The organism is Streptomyces sp. NPDC101225 (assembly GCF_044767585.1).
Classification (GTDB): Bacteria; Actinomycetota; Actinomycetes; order Streptomycetales; family Streptomycetaceae; genus Streptomyces.
In genome coordinates this window covers 1-15,652 of record NZ_JBIWOE010000037.1, presented here as the reverse complement: position 1 = coordinate 15,652, position 15,652 = coordinate 1, and the positions used below count along the sequence as shown (strand labels likewise).

16 protein-coding genes and 1 pseudogene are annotated in these 15,652 nt (G+C 70.1%); 16 read left to right on the top strand and 1 reads right to left on the bottom strand.

Annotated elements, in window-relative coordinates; translation table 11 throughout:
* The first annotated feature begins 1 nt into the window (after position 1).
* The 13 genes from mfnA to ACIRPX_RS35720 all read left to right on the top strand — a co-directional run bounded on the left by mfnA (position 2) and on the right by ACIRPX_RS35720 (position 13,263).
* The gene (mfnA, locus tag ACIRPX_RS35780; RefSeq protein WP_404203136.1) at positions 2-1,183 is read left to right on the top strand and encodes a tyrosine decarboxylase MfnA; all 1,182 of its coding nucleotides are present in this window, start codon (positions 2-4) and stop codon (positions 1,181-1,183) included.
* Positions 1,180-2,034, top strand: coding sequence for a carbon-nitrogen hydrolase family protein (locus ACIRPX_RS35775; protein ID WP_404203134.1), 855 nt, complete (start codon positions 1,180-1,182; stop codon positions 2,032-2,034). Before mfnA ends, ACIRPX_RS35775 begins: the two co-directional genes overlap by 4 nt.
* Positions 2,031-2,810, top strand: coding sequence for an ABC transporter permease (locus ACIRPX_RS35770; protein WP_404203133.1), 780 nt, complete (start codon positions 2,031-2,033; stop codon positions 2,808-2,810). The genes ACIRPX_RS35775 and ACIRPX_RS35770 overlap by 4 nt, the downstream gene beginning before the upstream one ends.
* Positions 2,803-3,777, top strand: a complete 975-nt coding sequence (locus ACIRPX_RS35765; protein ID WP_404203131.1) for an ABC transporter ATP-binding protein — start codon at positions 2,803-2,805, stop codon at positions 3,775-3,777. Before ACIRPX_RS35770 ends, ACIRPX_RS35765 begins: the two co-directional genes overlap by 8 nt.
* Entirely contained in the window at positions 3,774-5,153 is a 1,380-nt protein-coding gene (locus ACIRPX_RS35760; RefSeq protein ID WP_404203129.1) for a coproporphyrinogen-III oxidase family protein, read from the top strand. Before ACIRPX_RS35765 ends, ACIRPX_RS35760 begins: the two co-directional genes overlap by 4 nt.
* Positions 5,143-5,847 carry a class I SAM-dependent methyltransferase gene (locus ACIRPX_RS35755; protein ID WP_404203127.1) on the top strand — a complete coding sequence of 235 codons (705 nt, stop codon included), beginning with the start codon at positions 5,143-5,145 and terminating at the stop codon, positions 5,845-5,847. Before ACIRPX_RS35760 ends, ACIRPX_RS35755 begins: the two co-directional genes overlap by 11 nt.
* Positions 5,847-6,686 carry a carbon-nitrogen hydrolase family protein gene (locus tag ACIRPX_RS35750; RefSeq protein WP_404203125.1) on the top strand — a complete coding sequence of 280 codons (840 nt, stop codon included), beginning with the start codon at positions 5,847-5,849 and terminating at the stop codon, positions 6,684-6,686. Before ACIRPX_RS35755 ends, ACIRPX_RS35750 begins: the two co-directional genes overlap by 1 nt.
* A gap of 6 nt (positions 6,687-6,692) precedes the next feature.
* Positions 6,693-8,189, top strand: a complete 1,497-nt coding sequence (locus ACIRPX_RS35745) for a B12-binding domain-containing radical SAM protein (RefSeq protein WP_404203123.1) — start codon at positions 6,693-6,695, stop codon at positions 8,187-8,189.
* Positions 8,186-8,947, top strand: a complete 762-nt coding sequence (locus tag ACIRPX_RS35740; protein ID WP_404203121.1) for a DNA alkylation repair protein — start codon at positions 8,186-8,188, stop codon at positions 8,945-8,947. The genes ACIRPX_RS35745 and ACIRPX_RS35740 overlap by 4 nt, the downstream gene beginning before the upstream one ends.
* Positions 8,944-9,984 (top strand): DUF4872 domain-containing protein, encoded by a 1,041-nt coding sequence (locus tag ACIRPX_RS35735; RefSeq protein ID WP_404203119.1) that lies wholly within the window; start codon positions 8,944-8,946, stop codon positions 9,982-9,984. The genes ACIRPX_RS35740 and ACIRPX_RS35735 overlap by 4 nt, the downstream gene beginning before the upstream one ends.
* Positions 9,985-9,998: 14 nt before the next feature.
* Positions 9,999-10,412 carry a pentapeptide repeat-containing protein gene (locus tag ACIRPX_RS35730; protein WP_404203117.1) on the top strand — a complete coding sequence of 138 codons (414 nt, stop codon included), beginning with the start codon at positions 9,999-10,001 and terminating at the stop codon, positions 10,410-10,412.
* A complete protein-coding gene (locus ACIRPX_RS35725; protein ID WP_404203115.1) occupies positions 10,409-12,196 on the top strand; it encodes a carbamoyltransferase in 1,788 nt (595 codons plus the stop codon). Before ACIRPX_RS35730 ends, ACIRPX_RS35725 begins: the two co-directional genes overlap by 4 nt.
* An 80-nt stretch (positions 12,197-12,276) precedes the next feature.
* Positions 12,277-13,263, top strand: coding sequence for a BtrH N-terminal domain-containing protein (locus ACIRPX_RS35720; RefSeq protein ID WP_404203113.1), 987 nt, complete (start codon positions 12,277-12,279; stop codon positions 13,261-13,263).
* Positions 13,264-13,318: 55 nt separating this feature from the next.
* Here the strand turns inward: ACIRPX_RS35720 and ACIRPX_RS35715 are convergent, their stop codons facing one another.
* A complete protein-coding gene (locus ACIRPX_RS35715; RefSeq protein ID WP_404203111.1) occupies positions 13,319-13,453 on the bottom strand; it encodes a hypothetical protein in 135 nt (44 codons plus the stop codon).
* A gap of 118 nt (positions 13,454-13,571) precedes the next feature.
* Between ACIRPX_RS35715 and ACIRPX_RS35710 the strand changes: the two genes are divergently transcribed.
* The 3 genes and pseudogenes from ACIRPX_RS35710 to ACIRPX_RS35700 form a co-directional block, all read left to right on the top strand.
* Positions 13,572-14,393, top strand: a complete 822-nt coding sequence (locus ACIRPX_RS35710) for a hypothetical protein (RefSeq protein ID WP_404203108.1) — start codon at positions 13,572-13,574, stop codon at positions 14,391-14,393.
* Positions 14,394-14,709: 316 nt separating this feature from the next.
* Entirely contained in the window at positions 14,710-15,372 is a 663-nt protein-coding gene (locus tag ACIRPX_RS35705) for an SCO family protein (protein WP_404203106.1), read from the top strand.
* Positions 15,369-15,652: pseudogene (locus tag ACIRPX_RS35700) on the top strand (hypothetical protein); the annotation flags it as partial. The gene ACIRPX_RS35705 and the pseudogene ACIRPX_RS35700, both read left to right, overlap by 4 nt.

Below are 15,652 nucleotides of genomic sequence, written 5' to 3'. Positions count from 1 at the left end.
GATGCGCAACGCCGGACTTCCCGCCTCCGACGTGCGAGGACGGATCGCGACCGAGCTCGCGGACGACGTGCCGTGGAACCGGGTGCTGAACTCCATCTGCACCCAACCCCACCCCCTGGGGGCCGAGATGGCGTCCGCCGCCGCGCACACCAACCTCGGCGACGTGCGCATCTTCCGCGGCACCAAGCGGATCGAGCGCAAGGTCGTCCGGCTGCTGCTCGATCTGCTGGGCAACCCCGGCGGCTCGGGGAACCTGGTGTCCGGCGGCACCGAGGCCAACCTCGTCGCCATGCTGGTGGCCCGCGAATCGGCGCGCGCCCGGGGGCGGTTGACCGGCCGGCCCGAAGTCGTCGTCAGCAGCACCGTGCACTTCTCCTTCACGAAGATCTTCGGCCTGCTGGGGCTCACCCCGGTCGTCGTCCCCGTCGACGACGGCCTGCGGCTGCCGGCCGCCGAGGTCGCCCGGCGCATCGGCGAGCACACCGTCGCCGTCGTCGCGACCGCGGGCAGCAGCGAGTTCGGGGTGGTCGACGCGGTCGACGAGATCGGCCCGGCGATCTCCGGCCGGGACGTGCACCTGCACGTGGACGCGGCCACCGGCGGCTTCATCATCCCCTTCGCCCGCGAACTGGGCCACGACCTGCCCCAGTTCGACTTCACCGTCGACGGCGTCGACTCGATCACCATCGACCCGCACAAGTACGGACTGGCCAACGTCCCGGCGGGGGCCGTCCTGTTCAAGGGCGCCCAGGACGCCGGACGCTTCGCGTTCGACTCGTTCTTCGTGGATACGCCGGTGCACAACACCCTGCTCGGCACCCGCCCGGGCTCCGCCGCGGTCTCGACCTACGCGGTGCTGGAGCACCTGGGGCGCGAGGGCTTCACCGCCATCACCCGCACCAACTTCGAGGTGACCGAGCACCTGGTGGCCGGACTGCGCGCGGCCGGACACGAGTTGGCCGTCGAACCGCAGCTGAACATCGTGGTGGTCAAGATGGAGCACGCGGTCCGGATCTCGCAGCTGCTGGAGTCCTGGGGGTGGATCGTCTCCACCTCCAAACGCTTCGGTGAAACCCTGCGGCTGGTCGTCACCCGGCACGTGACGGCGACGATGGTCGACGAATTCCTGCCGGTGCTGGAACGGGCCCGCGCACACGTCGCTTCCGAGGCGGCCCTGCGATGAGCCTCTTCCGTGGCCCCGGTACCCGGCTGGCCGCCCTGCAGATGCGGATCGAGCCCGGGCAGCGGGAGGAGAACCTGGCGCGGGCCGCCAAGCTGCTGTCCACCGCGCGGGAACGCGAGACCGACCTGGCGTGTCTGCCGGCGACGTTCGCCACCGGCCTGAACTTCCCCACGCTGCGCACCGACGCCACCGCCGAGGACGGCCCGGTCGTGGAGTTCCTCGCCGAGCAGGCGCGCACCCTGGGCCTGCACATCGCCGCGGGTGTGCTGCTGTCGGCCGGACGCGACGTCTTCGACGCCGCCGTGCTCGTCGGCCCCTCCGGCGAACCGCTCGGCTGGTATCGCCGCGCCTGTGTGTGGGCCGGCGAGTCCGCGTACATCTCCACCGGGTCGCCGGGCGAGGTGATCGACACACCGGTCGGGCGGATCGGCCTGCAGGTCAGCTACGACCTGCGGTTCCCCGAGGCGAGCCGGCCCTACCTCGCCCAGGACGCCGACCTCGTCGTCTGCGTGGCCAACCTCTTCGGCCCGTTCTCGCATCCGTTGCGCTCGATCTGCCGGGCGCGGGCCGCCGACAACGAGTGCGCGCTGGTCTTCGCCGGCGGCGTCGGGGAGAACCGCTTCGCGAACATGACCTACCTCGGCCACAGCATGATCGTCGACGGCCTGGTGCAGGACGCCCGCCACGACCCCGAGGCGGACATCCTCGCCGAGGCCGGCCCGGGGTCGCACGAGACGGTGATCGACGCGGAAGTGCACTGGCGGCAGCGGCGCAGGACGCGCGCCGGCCTGCCCTTCCACGACGACCTGCGGTCGACCTGGACCACGACCCACGGGAGCCGCGCCCGATGAGGACCATGCGTGTGCAGCCGGAGTCCGGCTGGCTCGGCGACGTCCTCGGACTCGTCGCCATCGACATGCGGCAGTTCTTCGACAACCGCCTCTTCGCGATCTCGACGCTGCTGACGTCGGTGTCGATGGTGCTGGCGTTCGGGGCGGCCACCGACCAGATGGTGAGCCCCACGCCGGCGGCGGCCAGCTACTTCGGCTTCGTCTTTCCCGGCATCGTCGGGGCCGGGATCATGTTCAGCTGCACCTACACCGTCGGCTACACGGTCATCATCGACCGCAACCGCCGCACCATCGAGGACCTGATCCTCTCGCCCCTCTCGTACTCGGGGTTCCTGCTCGCCCGCCTCGTCGGCGTCGTGCTCAAGTGCCTGTTCCAGTTCGCCCTGGTGGTCCTGCTGGGCGTCGGCGTCTTCGACGCCCGCATCGAGTCGGTGCCGCTGTTCCTGCTCGGCTTCCTCACCGCCTGCACGGCCTTCGCCGGCCTCGGCATCCTCGTCGCCACCTACACCAACGAGATCTCCTTCCCGGCGGTCGTGAACATCATCGTCATCCCGCTCATGTACTTCGCCGGGATCTTCTTCCCGCTCGCCAACCTCGGAACGCTCGGCGACGTCTTCGCCAGGCTCCCGCTCGCCGTGCACGTCGAGATCTTCCGCGCCGCCACCTCGCCGGACGTCCCGGCCGCAGCCTCCACGACCGCCCTCGCGGTGGCGTACTCGTTCCTGGCCGTCGGCATCGCCGCCTGGTCGTTCCGCAGGAGGATCGGCCATGGCTGACCCCACGAGCGCCGGCGCACCGGTGCTGTCGGTGTCCCGGCTCGCCCACCGGGTGAGCGCCGGCTTCGCGCTGCGCGGAGTCGACTTCTCGGTGGCCGCCGGCGAGGGCGTGGCCGTCATCGGCACCAACGGCGCCGGGAAGACCACCCTGATCCGCCTCGTCGCCGGCCTGCTGCGCCCGGCCGCCGGCGAGGTGCGCATCTGCGGCACCCCGCCCCGCCGCTGGGGGCAGGTCAGCCGCCACATCGGCTACGTCCAGCAGGCCAAGGACCTGCCCGACGGCGTCACCGTCGAGACGTACGTCAAGCACCAGCTCAAACTCCGCCGGGCCGGCCCCGGCCGGTACGAGGAGCTGATCGCGCTGGCGGACCTGGAGCGGTACCGCCACCAGTACGTCCGCTCCCTGTCCGGCGGCAGCCAGCGCAAGCTGCATGTCATCTGCGCCGTCGCGCACCGGCCCGACCTGCTGATCCTCGACGAGCCGACCACGGGCCTGGACCCCACGGCCCGCGAGACGCTGCTGGAGCTGCTGCGGAGCCTGAAGAAGGACGGCGTCGGCGTGCTCTTCGCCAGCCACCACCGCGACGAACTCCTCGCGCTGGCCGACACGGTGGTGGTGCTGCACCAGGGCCGCCAGATCGAGGACGCCTCGCTCGAGGCCGTCACCCGGTGGGGCGAGCGCTCCAGCCTGATCCTGGAGGCCTTCGGCGAGGCCCACCTCGCGCCGCTGCGCGCCTGGGCCGAGCGGCAGGCCACGCCCCGCGGCCTGATCCGTGCCGTCCACCCCGTCGAGCACGGCGTGAAGCTCGACCTGCCCGACGGTGACCACCACAACACGCTGGCCGCGACGGTCGCGCGGGCCCACGCCGCCGGCCTTCCCCTGCGCTGCGCGTCCTACTTCCAGCCCACCCTGGCGGACGTCGTCCGTTCCATCGTCGATCAAGTCGAACTGGGGGACCTCGCATGAGCATCACCACCACGACCACGAGCATGCCGTTCTGGAAGGAATATCCCGAACGCGACAGCGAGTGGGTGCGGCAGTACCCGACCAAGCACGTGCCGGTGAACGAGGAGGAGGTGTTCGCCCGCAAGCCGATGGGCGTGTACGTCCACATCCCGTTCTGCAACCGGCTCTGCTTCAGCTGCCCGTACATCAAGCACCAGACCGACCGCGACCTGACCCGCACCTACCTGGAGGCGCTGAAGGCGGAGATCACCAACTACGCGGGCCGGCCCTACGTCCAGGACCACGTCATCACCCTCGGCTACATCGGCGGCGGCACCCCGACCGCGCTGACCGCACCCCAGCTCGACGAACTGCTGGGCCACCTGTTCGGCAGCCTGAACGTCGCCGAGGACGCCGACTTCTCGATCGAGACCACCCCGGTCGACATCAGCGAGCGCAAGGCCAACGTCCTTCTGGAACGGGGCATTCGGCGCATCAGCCTCGGCGTGCAGACCTTCGTGCCGGAGGAACTGAAGAACATCGGCCGCCCCAACGACCCGGAGATGCTCAAGGAGAGCATCAGGCTGCTGCGCCGGTGCGGATTCGAGAACATCAACATCGACCTGATGCACGGCATCAACGGGCAGACGATGGAGAGCTGGGAGCACAGCCTGGACGTCGCCATCGAGCTCGGGGTCACCTGCATCTCGTTCTACACGTACATGGAGTTCGCGCAGGTCTCCACCAAGCGCAGGAAGCTGCCGCCGGTCCCGGAGAAGGCCGTCGTCGACGAGATGTTCCTCTTCGCCGCGGAGAAGCTCTCCAGGAGCGGCTTCCTCGGCTACTACGGCGACTGCTTCGCCAAGCCCGGCTACCAGCCGAAGTACGGCGAGACCTCGTGGAGCGAGGACGTGCCCATCATCCCGCTCGGCCCCACCGCCACCGGGCACCTGCGCGACCACTGGTACTTCAACGAGCCCGACATCGGCCGCTACATCCAGACGGTGATGGAGGGCCGGCTGCCGATCTCCATGGGCAAGCACATCACCAAGCCGGAGGCGATCCGCCGCTCGATGGTCCTCGGCGTCAAGGCCGGGCGGGTCAACCGCGAACGGTTCCGCCGCATCCACGGCGTCGACTTCATGGAGATGTTCCGCACCGAGATCGACGACCTGGTCGACAAGGAACTGATCACCGCCGACGATGACGGCATCGTGGTGACCGGCCCCAAGGGCTGGTACTACCTGGACAACATCTCCAAGGCGTTCTACTCGCCGGAATACCGCCGCTACCCCCAGCATCTGGGCGCGGACATCTCCCACTTCATCTCCTCGCAGCCGATCCCGCTGCAGATCACCCCCCGGCCCACGGCCGAGGAGGTCGGCCATGACCACTGAGACCCGACTGCTCGACCTCGGCGACCGCGTGCCGCAGCCGGCACCGCACGACGACATCGACAAGGTGCGCTTCTACGACCTCGGCATGCGCCGATCCGCGCTGATGGCGTACCAGCGGCCCAGCGACCGCATCCTGGCCCACGTCCGCGAGGGCATGACCGACCTGGTCGAGGTCGGCTTCAACACCGGCCTGCTGTCGCTGCACGTGGCCGGCAAACTGCCGGACCTGGCCGTGTCCGGGGTGGAGGAGAACCAGAACCTCGTCGACGTGGCCGAGGACAACCTGACCCTGGCCGTGTGGGCCAACACCGCGGGCGACGTCGAGTTCGAGATGGCCAAGCTGAGCCGGCTGCCGTTCCCGGACGACTCCGCGGACATCGTCTTCTCGTTCTCCTCCCTGCACCGCTGGCGCCGGCCGGTGGAGACGCTGAAGGAATGCGCCCGGATCTGCAAACCCGACGGCGTCGTGATCATCGAGGACATGAACCGGCACGCCGAGGAGGGGCACATCACCTTCATCCTGCAGTTCGTGAAGGAGGGCGGCGAGGAGTTCATGCGCTCGCTGCAGGCCGCGTACACCCGCGAGGAGGCGGCCGACCTGCTGCAGGAGGCCGGCCTGACGGACTGGCAGGTGGTCGAGGAGGACCTCGGTCTGGTGATCTCCTCGCGTCCCCTCGGGCCGGTGAGCCCGTGATGCCGGGGACCTCGATCGCCGTCGTCCAGATGGAGTCCAAGCTCGGCAAGCCGGCCCAGAACCTGCGCCGGGCCGAGCACTACATAGGCGAGGCCGTCGAGCAGGGGGCGGACCTGATCTGCCTGCCCGAGGCGTTCTCCACCTCCGGCAACATCCTGGAGGTCGCGGACGTGTCGGTGCCCGTCCCGGGGCCGGAGACCGCGTTCCTGTGCGAGCAGGCGGAGCGGGCGGGCGCGCACGTCGTGGCCGGTCTGCTGGAGCGCGGCGAGGACGGCAGGTACTACAGCACCTCGGTGCTGGCCGGCCCCGAGGGGACCCTGCTCGGCACCTACCGGCGCGTGCACTGCCACGAACTGGAGGCCCGCTACCTCTCCGGCGGAACCCAATACCCGGTCTTCGACGTGGAGTTCGGGCGCATCGGCCTGATGCAGGGCTACGACATCAACTTCCCCGAGGTCGCGCGGGAGTACTGCCGCCGCGGAGCCGACATCATCGTGTGCTCCGCGCTGGTGCCCGAGATGTTCGCCTACGTGGCCAACATGCGCCTGCCGGTGCGGGCGGTGGACGCCGAATGCGTCATCGCGTTCGCGTCCGGCATCGGCACCAACCTGTACGCGGGCTTCGGCTACATGGGGTGCAGCCAGATCCTGGCGGATCCGCTGTTCCTGGAGGCCGAACGCTTCGACTTCGTCGACGGCGACGAACGGATGGTGGACCTCGGCAAGGAGCCGGGCGTCGGCGTCGTCGACATCGACCTTGACCGCATGCGCCGCTACCGCGCCAAGGCCACCCTGCGCGGCGATCTGAAACCGGCGACGTACTGGCAGCTCGGAGAGTGACGTCCCATGCGAGTGCTGCTCATCTCCACCAACAAGATCCGGGTGCCACGCCCGGCCCTGCCGATCGGCATGGCCTACATCAGCGCCGCGCTCAAGCACGCCGGACACGACGTCGACGTCCTGGACCTGCTGTGGGAGTCCCGGGAGCTCAAGGCCGTCCGCGAGAGGCTCACCGGCAACACCTACGACGTCGTCGGCATCGCCGTACGCAATCTGGACAACCTGACCTTCATCGACCCGGTCTTCTTCGGCCCGATGACCGAGAAGATCGTCCAGTGCGTGCGCAAGTACACCAGCGCCACGGTCGTCCTCGGCGGATCCGGCTTCTCGGTCGAGCCGCTGTCGTTCTTCGAGTACGCCCAGCCGGACTACGGCATCGCCGGTGAGGGCGAGGCCGGCATCGTGCAGCTGCTGGACCACCTCGAGGGCGGCGGACGCCGGGAGTCGATCTCGGGACTGTGCTACCTCGACGACGACGGCAAGTTCTGCCAGAACCCGTCCAACTCCGCCTTCGACCTGGGGGCGTTGCAGCCCGACCGGTCCGTCTACGACCCCCGCTACTTCGAGGAGGGCGTCTCGGCGGCCTCCGATCTCACCCGGGACCACCAGCCGGCCATCGAGACCCTGCAGACCAAGCGGGGCTGCAAGCTGTTCTGCTCGTACTGCATCATCCGCAAGACCGAGGGCAAGGGCGACCGGTTCAAGGACCCGGCCGAGGTCGTCGGCGAGATCCAGCGGGCCATGGCGGAGAACCCGGCCGTGCGGGAGTTCGAGATCGTCGACGCCACCTTCAACTACCCCATGGAGTACGCCGCCGAAGTGTGCGAGGAGATGATCCGCGCCAAGCTCGACGTGCCCTGGTACTGCCAGCTGACGCCGAACGCGGTCACGCCGGAGTTCGTCGACCTGCTGCACGCGGCCGGCTGCATCCGGGTGGACCTCGGCACCGACGCCCTCACCGACGAAGCCCTGTCGGACCTGATGAAGGGCTTCGACATGGCGCGGGTCCTGGAGATCGACCGCCTCTTCACGGCCAGCCCGATCGAGCACACCCACTGCATCTTCCTCGGCGGGCCGGGGGAGACCCCGCAGGCCCTGAGGGAGTCGATCCGGTTCACCGAGCGGTTCCTGAACCCGGCCCAGATCTACGCCAACCTCGGCATCCGCATCCTCAGCGGCACCAAGCTCCAGCGCCAGGCCGTCAAGGCCGGCATCCTGCGGGAAGGCCAGGGCACCTTCGTCCCCGCCTTCTACGTGGAGCCGGCGATCCTCGAGGACCGCGAGACGCTCGACTTCGTCCGCGACGCCTACCTCAGCCACAAGAACTGGTACCTGTGGTGGGGCCTGGGCGGGCAGAACCTGGCCGACCGCTCCACGGACACCATCCGGGCCGTGGTCGAGATGCAGCAGGAGTACGACTACGTCATGCAGGGCAAGCCGCGCCTGGAACGTGCGCCGCGGCCGACCACCCAGCCCCTCAAACTCACGATCGGCACCTCATGACGGATGTCGCGGCGGCCGCCGACGGGCTGCTCAAGACGCTGGCCTCCCAGGCGGATCCGGACTTCGCGGCGGGCATGCAGCGGTACTTCCCCCACGACGTCCGGGCGCTCGGCGTCGGCAACGCCGCCGTCGCCGAGATCGCCACCGACTACGTCCGGGAGCGGCGCGATGTCCCCGCGCCGACGTGGCTGGCCCTGGCGGAGGCGGTGCTGGCGCGCGCCGAACACCACGAGGAGGTGCTGCTGGGCTTCGCGGTCCTGCACAAGGTCGCCAGGACCGGATGCGGCGGCGAGCTGCTGGAGCGCTGCGAACACTGGCTCGGTACGTACGTGTCCAACTGGGCGCAGTGCGACGACCTGTGCCTGAAGCTGCTGTACCCGTTCTTCCTCGGCCACCTGGACCTGATCCCGCACACCCGGCGCTGGGTCGAGTCCGCCTCCCCGTGGGCCAGACGCGCCGCGAACGTGGCGGTCGTGAAGTTCGTCCGGCGTCCGGTGGGGCGGACGCTCTTCGAGCTGCCGACGTCGCACGTCTTCGGCAACTGCGTCCGGCTGATGCACGACGACCACGTCTACGTGCAGAAGGGCTGCGGCTGGCTGCTCAAGGTCACCGCCGAGACCCGTCCCGACGAGGTGGCCGCGTTCCTGCGCACCTGGCACGCGGACATGCCCCGCGACACCTTCCGGTACGCGGTGCGGAAGATGGACCCGCCGCTGCGCCGGTCCTTGATGGCACTGGGACAGGGGGTGACGCGATGACCGCGACCGGCCGCTACGTCCACCGGCGGGGCATCCACTGCGAGACGGCCTGCCAGTGCGCCCTCCTCGCGGCCGCCGGACACACCGTGGACGAGGAGGTCGTGTTCGGGCTGGACGCGGGATTCGGCTTCTCGTTCTTCCCGGCCGACGGCAACGCCCCGGACATCGCCGTCGGCAAGCAGGCCGTCATGCCGCTGCGAGCGGCGCGGCTGATGGGCGTCGAGGTCACCCTGCACACCCCGAAGTCCGCCGCGGGCCTGGCCCGACTGCTCGAGTCGGCGCCGGCGGTCATGGCCCGGGTGGACCTCGGTCTGCTCCCGTACTGGGGCCTGGACGGGCGCTCCTCCTTCGGCGGGTACTTCGTCAACGTCGTCCGTGCCCTGGGCGCCGACGCCTTCGAGGTGTCGGACCCGGCGTTCGACGCCCCGGTCTCCGTCACCGCGGCCGAGCTGCAGGAGGCCCGCACCAGCCGCGACTCCCCGCCGCTGAACCCGGAGGGGAAGGTGTACGTCTTCGGCGCGCCGCGCAGAACGCCGCGGCTCGGCCTCGTCGGCCCGGTGGCGGTGCGCACCCTGTGCCGCGAGGTCCTCAGGCCCGGCAGCCGGAACCTGGGCATCCCCGGGATGAAGCTGCTGGCCACGACGGCAGCGTCCTGGCCGCGGTCCAAGCACGGCGAGGCCGAGGACGTGGACCTGGCGGGCAAGGCGGTGCGCATCGACGCCCTGGCACGCCAACTCCTGCACCTGGGACGGCAGATCGAGTCGTTCGGCACCGGCGGCGGACTGTTCCGCCCGATGCTCGGCCGCTACCTGGCACAGCTGGCCGACAGCACCGGCGACGCACGCTACGCCGACGCCGCCGGACAGTTCCACGAGAGCGGCCGGCTGTGGTCGGCCCTGGGCCGCGCACTGCTGGCGGCCGGGGCCACCGCCACCGCACGCGACGACCTCACCACCCTCGTGGACGCCGTGGCCGACACGGCACGGTCCGCGATGCCCATCGAGAAGCGGGCGCTCACCGCGCTCACCACCCTGTAGCCGCGAGGTGAGACATGCCCACCGAGGACGAGTCGGTACTGCTCCAGGGCCCCGAACGCTGGAACGCGCATGCCCGAAGGCGCCGGGCACAGGGCCCGTTCCGGCCCGACCTGCGCAAGGCGGCGCTGCACGGCGCCGACCTGCGGGGCGCCGAACTCGCCGGCGCGGACCTCACGGACGCCGTGCTGAGCGAGTCGTACCTGATGTCCGCCGATCTCAGGGGCGCGAATCTGGAAGGCGCCAACCTGTGCGAGGCGTACCTCATCCTCACGGAGCTGAACGACTGCCGGCTCGTCGGCGCGAACCTGGACGGCGCGGACCTCAGCGGCGCCGATCTGACCGGCGCCGAACTGGACACGGACTTCCGGCGGTCGGCCGTGATTTCGGACTACCTCACGATCTGGCCCGGCGAAAGGAGCCCCTCATGATCATTCTGGGCTACAACGGATTCGGCAAGTCCGCGGACATCTTCGGGCGCCTCTTTCGCGCCACCGGAATCGACCGCCACCTGCTCTACGGCCACGACTCCTCCGCCGCCCTCCTCATTGACGGGAAGCTGGTCGCCGCCGTCGAGGAGGAACGGCTCAACCGGGAGAAGAAGACCTCGAAATTCCCGGTCAACGCGATGCGCTGGTGCCTGGATTCGGCCGGGATCACCTTCGACGACGTCGACACCTTCGCCTTCTCCTGGAATTTCTCCCAGGACGTGGTGAACAAGATGATCGCCGAGATCACCGAGGACGGTACGGCGACCGTGGAGTCGAAGTTCGCCCGCCTGCAGCGTTTGGCAGAGACCCATACGGCGCTGTTCAGCGAGGAGGCGACCCGGGCCGACCTCCTCGAATACACCGGCCACCGCGTGAACCCGGAGAAACTCCTCCGGGTCCCGCACCACATCGCGCATCTGATGACCGGATATCACCTCTCGGGCGGCGGGGACGCGGCATTCCTGGTCAGCGACGGCCGCGCCGAATGGCTTTCGTCGATCATGGGCGAGGTGCGCGACGGCGAGACGAAGATCTTCGACGACGTCACCATCGACTCACGGCACTCGCTGGCGATGCTCTTCTCCGTCGTGACGCGCTACCTCGGATTCGTCCCGAACAACGACGAGTACAAGGTGATGGGGCTGGCCGGCTACGGCCCGCCCCCCGAGCCGAACCCGTTCCTCACCGACGTGGTCGAGGTCTGCCCCGACGGCACCTACAGGATTCCCTATCCGGCGAACGCCGTACCCGCCTACTACGAACTCTTCGACCGGGTCTTCGGCGGAGACCCGCAATGCCGGGAGGAGTTCGACTACCGGGTCCGCGTGGCCAGTGCGGCACAGCACATGCTCGAGACGGTGACCGCCGGGCAGATCCGCACCCTCGAGGCCCGCAGCGACCTGTCCCGCGTGATCTTCGAGGGCGGACTCGCCCTGAACTGCGTCAACAACAGCAAGCTGCTGGAGCGTTCACGCTTCACCGAGATGGACGTCAGCTTCGGCGCCAGCGACGTCGGCGTGGCCATCGGCGCGGCCCTGTACGCCGGCCGGCAGGCCGGCACACCGCCCCGGGCCGGCAGGTCACCGTACCTGGGCCCCAGCTACGGCGGCCGGGAGATCCAGACGGCCCTCCAGCACTACGCCGACCAGGTCACCTGGCGGGAACTGGACCCCGAGGACGTGCCCCGGGAAGCCGCGACCCTGATGCGGGAGCGCTGCGTCGTCGGCTGGTTCCAGGGGCGCCTCGAGTACGGGCCGCGCGCCCTGGGCAACCGCAGCATCCTGGCCAATCCGAGGTTCCCCGACATCAAGGACATCATCAACGAACGCATCAAGCACCGCGAGCAGTTCCGGCCCTTCGCCCCCGTGGTCCTCGAACACCTCGCGCCGGACGTCTTCGAACTCGGCAAGAAGACGTCCTCGCCGTACATGACCTTCGTCGTCCCGGTGCGGCCCGAGTACCGGGAGAAGATCCAGGGCGCCTGCCACGTCGACGGCACCTCGCGGATCCAGACGGTCACCGAGGACAGCAACCCGCTCCTCGCCGAACTGCTGCGTCGGTTCACCGAGTTCACCGGGATTCCCTGTCTGATCAACACCTCGTTCAATGTCGCCGGCGAACCCATCGTCTGTTCCCCCGCCGACGCTCTGGCCTGCTTCCTCAAGACGGAGATGGACCACCTGTTCCTCGGCAACTTCCTGGTCTCGCGGACTTCTGGCGAATGAACGCCTTTTCGGCCGCGGACGCCGACCGCCGATGAGGGGGCTGCGCTACGATCCACGCGGAGAAGGGGAGAGGTGAACAAGTGTCGCTTTTACAGGCGGACCCGTTCGTCGGCAAACACTGCGAGTCGACCACCCTCGTGAATCTGCTGCGGCAGCAGGAGATCGACCTGTCGGAATCCATGGTCTTCGGTATCGCCGGCGGCCTGTCGTTCATCTACTGGCGGACGAAGCAGATGCCGACGCCGTTCGTCGGCGGCCGTATCAAGCCCGACACGCTGTCCGCCCATCTCGCCGACGCGCTGAACCTCCGGCTGTCCGTGCACGAGACCTCCTCGGTGAAACGGGCGAAGGAACAACTGCTGGCAGACCTTGAATCCGGAACCGTCGTCGGCCTCAAGCTCGACCGCTACTTCCTCGACTACTCCACCGACGACTTCCGTTTCGCGGCACACTACGTCGCCTGCGTCGGGCACGACGACGACCGTTTCGCGCTGGTGGAAACGCAGCCGCTCGGCCTGCGATGGGCCACCGGCGAATCCCTCACGACCGCACGCGACGCGCGCGGCCCGATGAGTTCACGCAACCGCGCATTCACGCTCACCCGCCGGAAGGGCGGCCTTCCCGATCTCGGGGAAGCCGCCCGCAACGGCATCAGAATGGCGGCGGAGAACATGCTGAATCCGCCGATCTCCAACTTCGGGTACAAGGGCATGCACAAGGTCGCCGATCTCATGCCGCAGTGGCTCGACGACCTCGACTCGCCCGCGGACAGCCTCCCCGAGATCAGCACGATCATGGAGGACGCGGGAACGGGCGGGGGCCTGTTCCGCGCGATGTGGGCGGACTTCCTGGCGGAGACCGCACAGCTCACGGGCATCACCGGCTTCCAGGAGACCTCGGACGCCTACCGCGAGGTGTCGAGGAAGTGGACCGGAGTGGCCGGCCTCCTGCAGGAGGCCGGGACCGACGCGTCGCGGGAAGCCCTCCACAGCGCGTCGAAGCTGGTGCACGAGGCCGCCGAGGAGGAACAGCACCTGATGGGCCGTCTCCTGGAGCTGTCGAGCTGATCCCCGGCCCCGCGGGGAACGCGGCCGGGCTGAAGGCAACGCCCCGGCGGATGCGCTACCGGTCCGCGAGAAGCGGCGTAACGATCTTCCTGATCTGTCCTTCCGCGACGCCGCGGGAGGCGGGCGCGGCGATACGGCCCTTGCGGTCGAGGAACATCAGGATGGCCGACTGATCCGCCGGCTCTGACATGTGCACGAGAGAACCCGGTGGACGGCTTTCCCCGCCGGCCGCCGCGTGACGTCGTGGACCGAACGCCCGGACCCCGGTGGCCGCTGCCCGGTGGGTGACTGGAATGATGGCGACCGCCATGAGCGTCCCGATACGTGCCGCCGCCGACCTGAGGCTGCTGAGAGCCACGGTGTTCTCCGCGGTCTGTGTGGCGCTGTCGGCCGGCGGGCACGTCCTCGCCTCGGGCACCTGGATCCCGCTGTGGTCGCTGGCCGCCGGCTGGGCCGGAGTGCTGTGCGTCGTGGGGCCGCTGGCCGGACGGGAACGTTCGCTGTCCGCCATCGCTCCCGCCCTGCTCGCCGGAGAGGTCGGCCTGCACCTGCTCTACTGCCTGGGGCAGCGCTCCGCCATGTCCGGCGGCGGGGACGGCCGGGCGAGCCGGGTGGTGGCGCTGGCCGAACGGCTGTTGTGCGGCGGGCAGCCGGCGCACCTGACGGCACCGCAGGCGGCCCGCATCCTTCGGCAGGCGCACATCGACCCGGCCCGGGCCGCGGACGGTGCGCACACGATGTCCGGGATGGCGGGGATGGCCGGAATGACCGGGCATGGCGCGCACGCGATGTCGACGGCCTCGATGTTCACCCTGCCCATGTTCGCCGCCCATCTGGCCGCGGCCGTGGTCACGGGCTGGCTGCTGCGCCGTTGCGAGGCCGCGCTGTGGGGGGTCGTCCGGCTGCCCGCGCTGTGGGCCGGTCAGACGGCCCGGCTCGTCCTGCTGGGATGCCTGGGCGGCCTGCTGGCCGTCGTCCGCAGGCCGGCGGTGGCGGCCCTGCTGGAGCGGCTGGCGGCCGGACTCGGCCGGCACCGGGCGGAGCACGACCGGGCGCGGGGGCCGGCGTCCGCCGTGCTGTGGACCTGTGTCGCCCGGCGGGGCCCGCCCGTGGTGGGCGTGGCGGCCTGAGCGTATCCGCTCCCGCGGGTGCCCCGAGGCTGCCCAGGTGCCACCGGCGAGACCCTCGCTCCCGGGGCCGGGCTTCCCGAACTGCCCGCGCCGCGGCGGACCTTCCTCCGCCGCGCCGCAACGGCACCGCACCCGCACGGTGCGCCGGACCGCTCGCGTCCCGCCCGCCGCGCGTGCAGTGATCCGCTCCCCGCGGAAGCGCGCGAGGTACCGCAAGGTACGGGCCGCTCGCCGTTCTCGTACGCCGGTCGTGTGCGCTGTCCCCCTCCGGGGAGCGGGCGCCGCGCGACCCACCGCCTCCCTCTGGAGTTCTGCCATGCCTCCTGCTCCCACGCGACGGCTGAGCGCCGTCGCGGTCCTGGCCGTCGCGGCCGGGCTGGGCCTGACCGCCTGCGGCACCTCCGGCAGCCGGCCGGCCGCCGTCGTCTCCACCCCTTCCTCCTCGGCGGCGCCCGGCACGGTCACGCTGGACACACCGGACGCCAAGCCCGCCCTGACCCTCACCGACCAGACCGGCCACCCCTACGACCTCGTCAAGCGGACGGCGGGGCACCCGACCCTGCTGTACTTCGGCTACACCCACTGCCCCGACGTCTGTCCCACCACGATGGCCGACATCGCGCTGGCCGCGCGGAAGCTGCCCACGGTGGACCGGCGTGAGCTGCGCGTGGTCTTCGTCAGCACCGACCCCACCCGTGACACGCCTGGGCGCCTGAAGACGTGGCTCGGCGCGATCGACCCCTCGTTCACCGGTCTGACCGGGAACTTCGCCACCGTGCAGAAGGCGGCCCGGAGCCTGGGCGTCGGCGTCTCCGCGCCGGTGAAACACAAGGACGGCACGGTCACCGTCAGCCACGGGGCCGAGGTGTTCGCCTTCTCACCCAAGGACGACAAGGCCCACCTCCTCTACACCTCGGGAACCTCCGAGCAGCGGTACGCCGCCGACCTGCCCAAGCTCGTCAAGGGAGAGATGCCGTGACATCCCGCAACGCCTCCGCACGCCCCCGCCCCCTCACCCCTGGCGTCCCCTCCCGCACGAGTGCGGCCGTTGCCGTGCTGCTGCTCGGCTGTACCGCTCTCGCGGGCTGCTCGTCGGCGTCGTCCGCGTCCTCGGCCTCCTCCGCGTCCACGCCCGCCGCGTCCTCGTCCACGGGCGCCGCGGCGTACGACGAGCCGGTGCTGAAGGTGAGCGGCGCCTACGTGCGCCAGCCGGTGACGGCCGACATGGCCGCCGGGTATCTCACCGTCACCAACACCGG

Bases quoted from the DNA above. Each gene is read 5' to 3' on its own strand.
- mfnA (WP_404203136.1), top strand. From the start codon at position 2: ATGCGCAACGCCGGACTTCCCGCCTCCGACGTGCGAGGACGGATCGCG.
- ACIRPX_RS35775 (WP_404203134.1), top strand. From the start codon at position 1,180: ATGAGCCTCTTCCGTGGCCCCGGTACCCGGCTGGCCGCCCTGCAGATG.
- ACIRPX_RS35770 (WP_404203133.1), top strand. From the start codon at position 2,031: ATGAGGACCATGCGTGTGCAGCCGGAGTCCGGCTGGCTCGGCGACGTC.
- ACIRPX_RS35765 (WP_404203131.1), top strand. From the start codon at position 2,803: ATGGCTGACCCCACGAGCGCCGGCGCACCGGTGCTGTCGGTGTCCCGG.
- ACIRPX_RS35760 (WP_404203129.1), top strand. From the start codon at position 3,774: ATGAGCATCACCACCACGACCACGAGCATGCCGTTCTGGAAGGAATAT.
- ACIRPX_RS35755 (WP_404203127.1), top strand. From the start codon at position 5,143: ATGACCACTGAGACCCGACTGCTCGACCTCGGCGACCGCGTGCCGCAG.
- ACIRPX_RS35750 (WP_404203125.1), top strand. From the start codon at position 5,847: ATGCCGGGGACCTCGATCGCCGTCGTCCAGATGGAGTCCAAGCTCGGC.
- ACIRPX_RS35745 (WP_404203123.1), top strand. From the start codon at position 6,693: ATGCGAGTGCTGCTCATCTCCACCAACAAGATCCGGGTGCCACGCCCG.
- ACIRPX_RS35740 (WP_404203121.1), top strand. From the start codon at position 8,186: ATGACGGATGTCGCGGCGGCCGCCGACGGGCTGCTCAAGACGCTGGCC.
- ACIRPX_RS35735 (WP_404203119.1), top strand. From the start codon at position 8,944: ATGACCGCGACCGGCCGCTACGTCCACCGGCGGGGCATCCACTGCGAG.
- ACIRPX_RS35730 (WP_404203117.1), top strand. From the start codon at position 9,999: ATGCCCACCGAGGACGAGTCGGTACTGCTCCAGGGCCCCGAACGCTGG.
- ACIRPX_RS35725 (WP_404203115.1), top strand. From the start codon at position 10,409: ATGATCATTCTGGGCTACAACGGATTCGGCAAGTCCGCGGACATCTTC.
- ACIRPX_RS35715 (WP_404203111.1), bottom strand. From the start codon at position 13,453: ATGTCAGAGCCGGCGGATCAGTCGGCCATCCTGATGTTCCTCGACCGC.
- ACIRPX_RS35710 (WP_404203108.1), top strand. From the start codon at position 13,572: ATGAGCGTCCCGATACGTGCCGCCGCCGACCTGAGGCTGCTGAGAGCC.
- ACIRPX_RS35705 (WP_404203106.1), top strand. From the start codon at position 14,710: ATGCCTCCTGCTCCCACGCGACGGCTGAGCGCCGTCGCGGTCCTGGCC.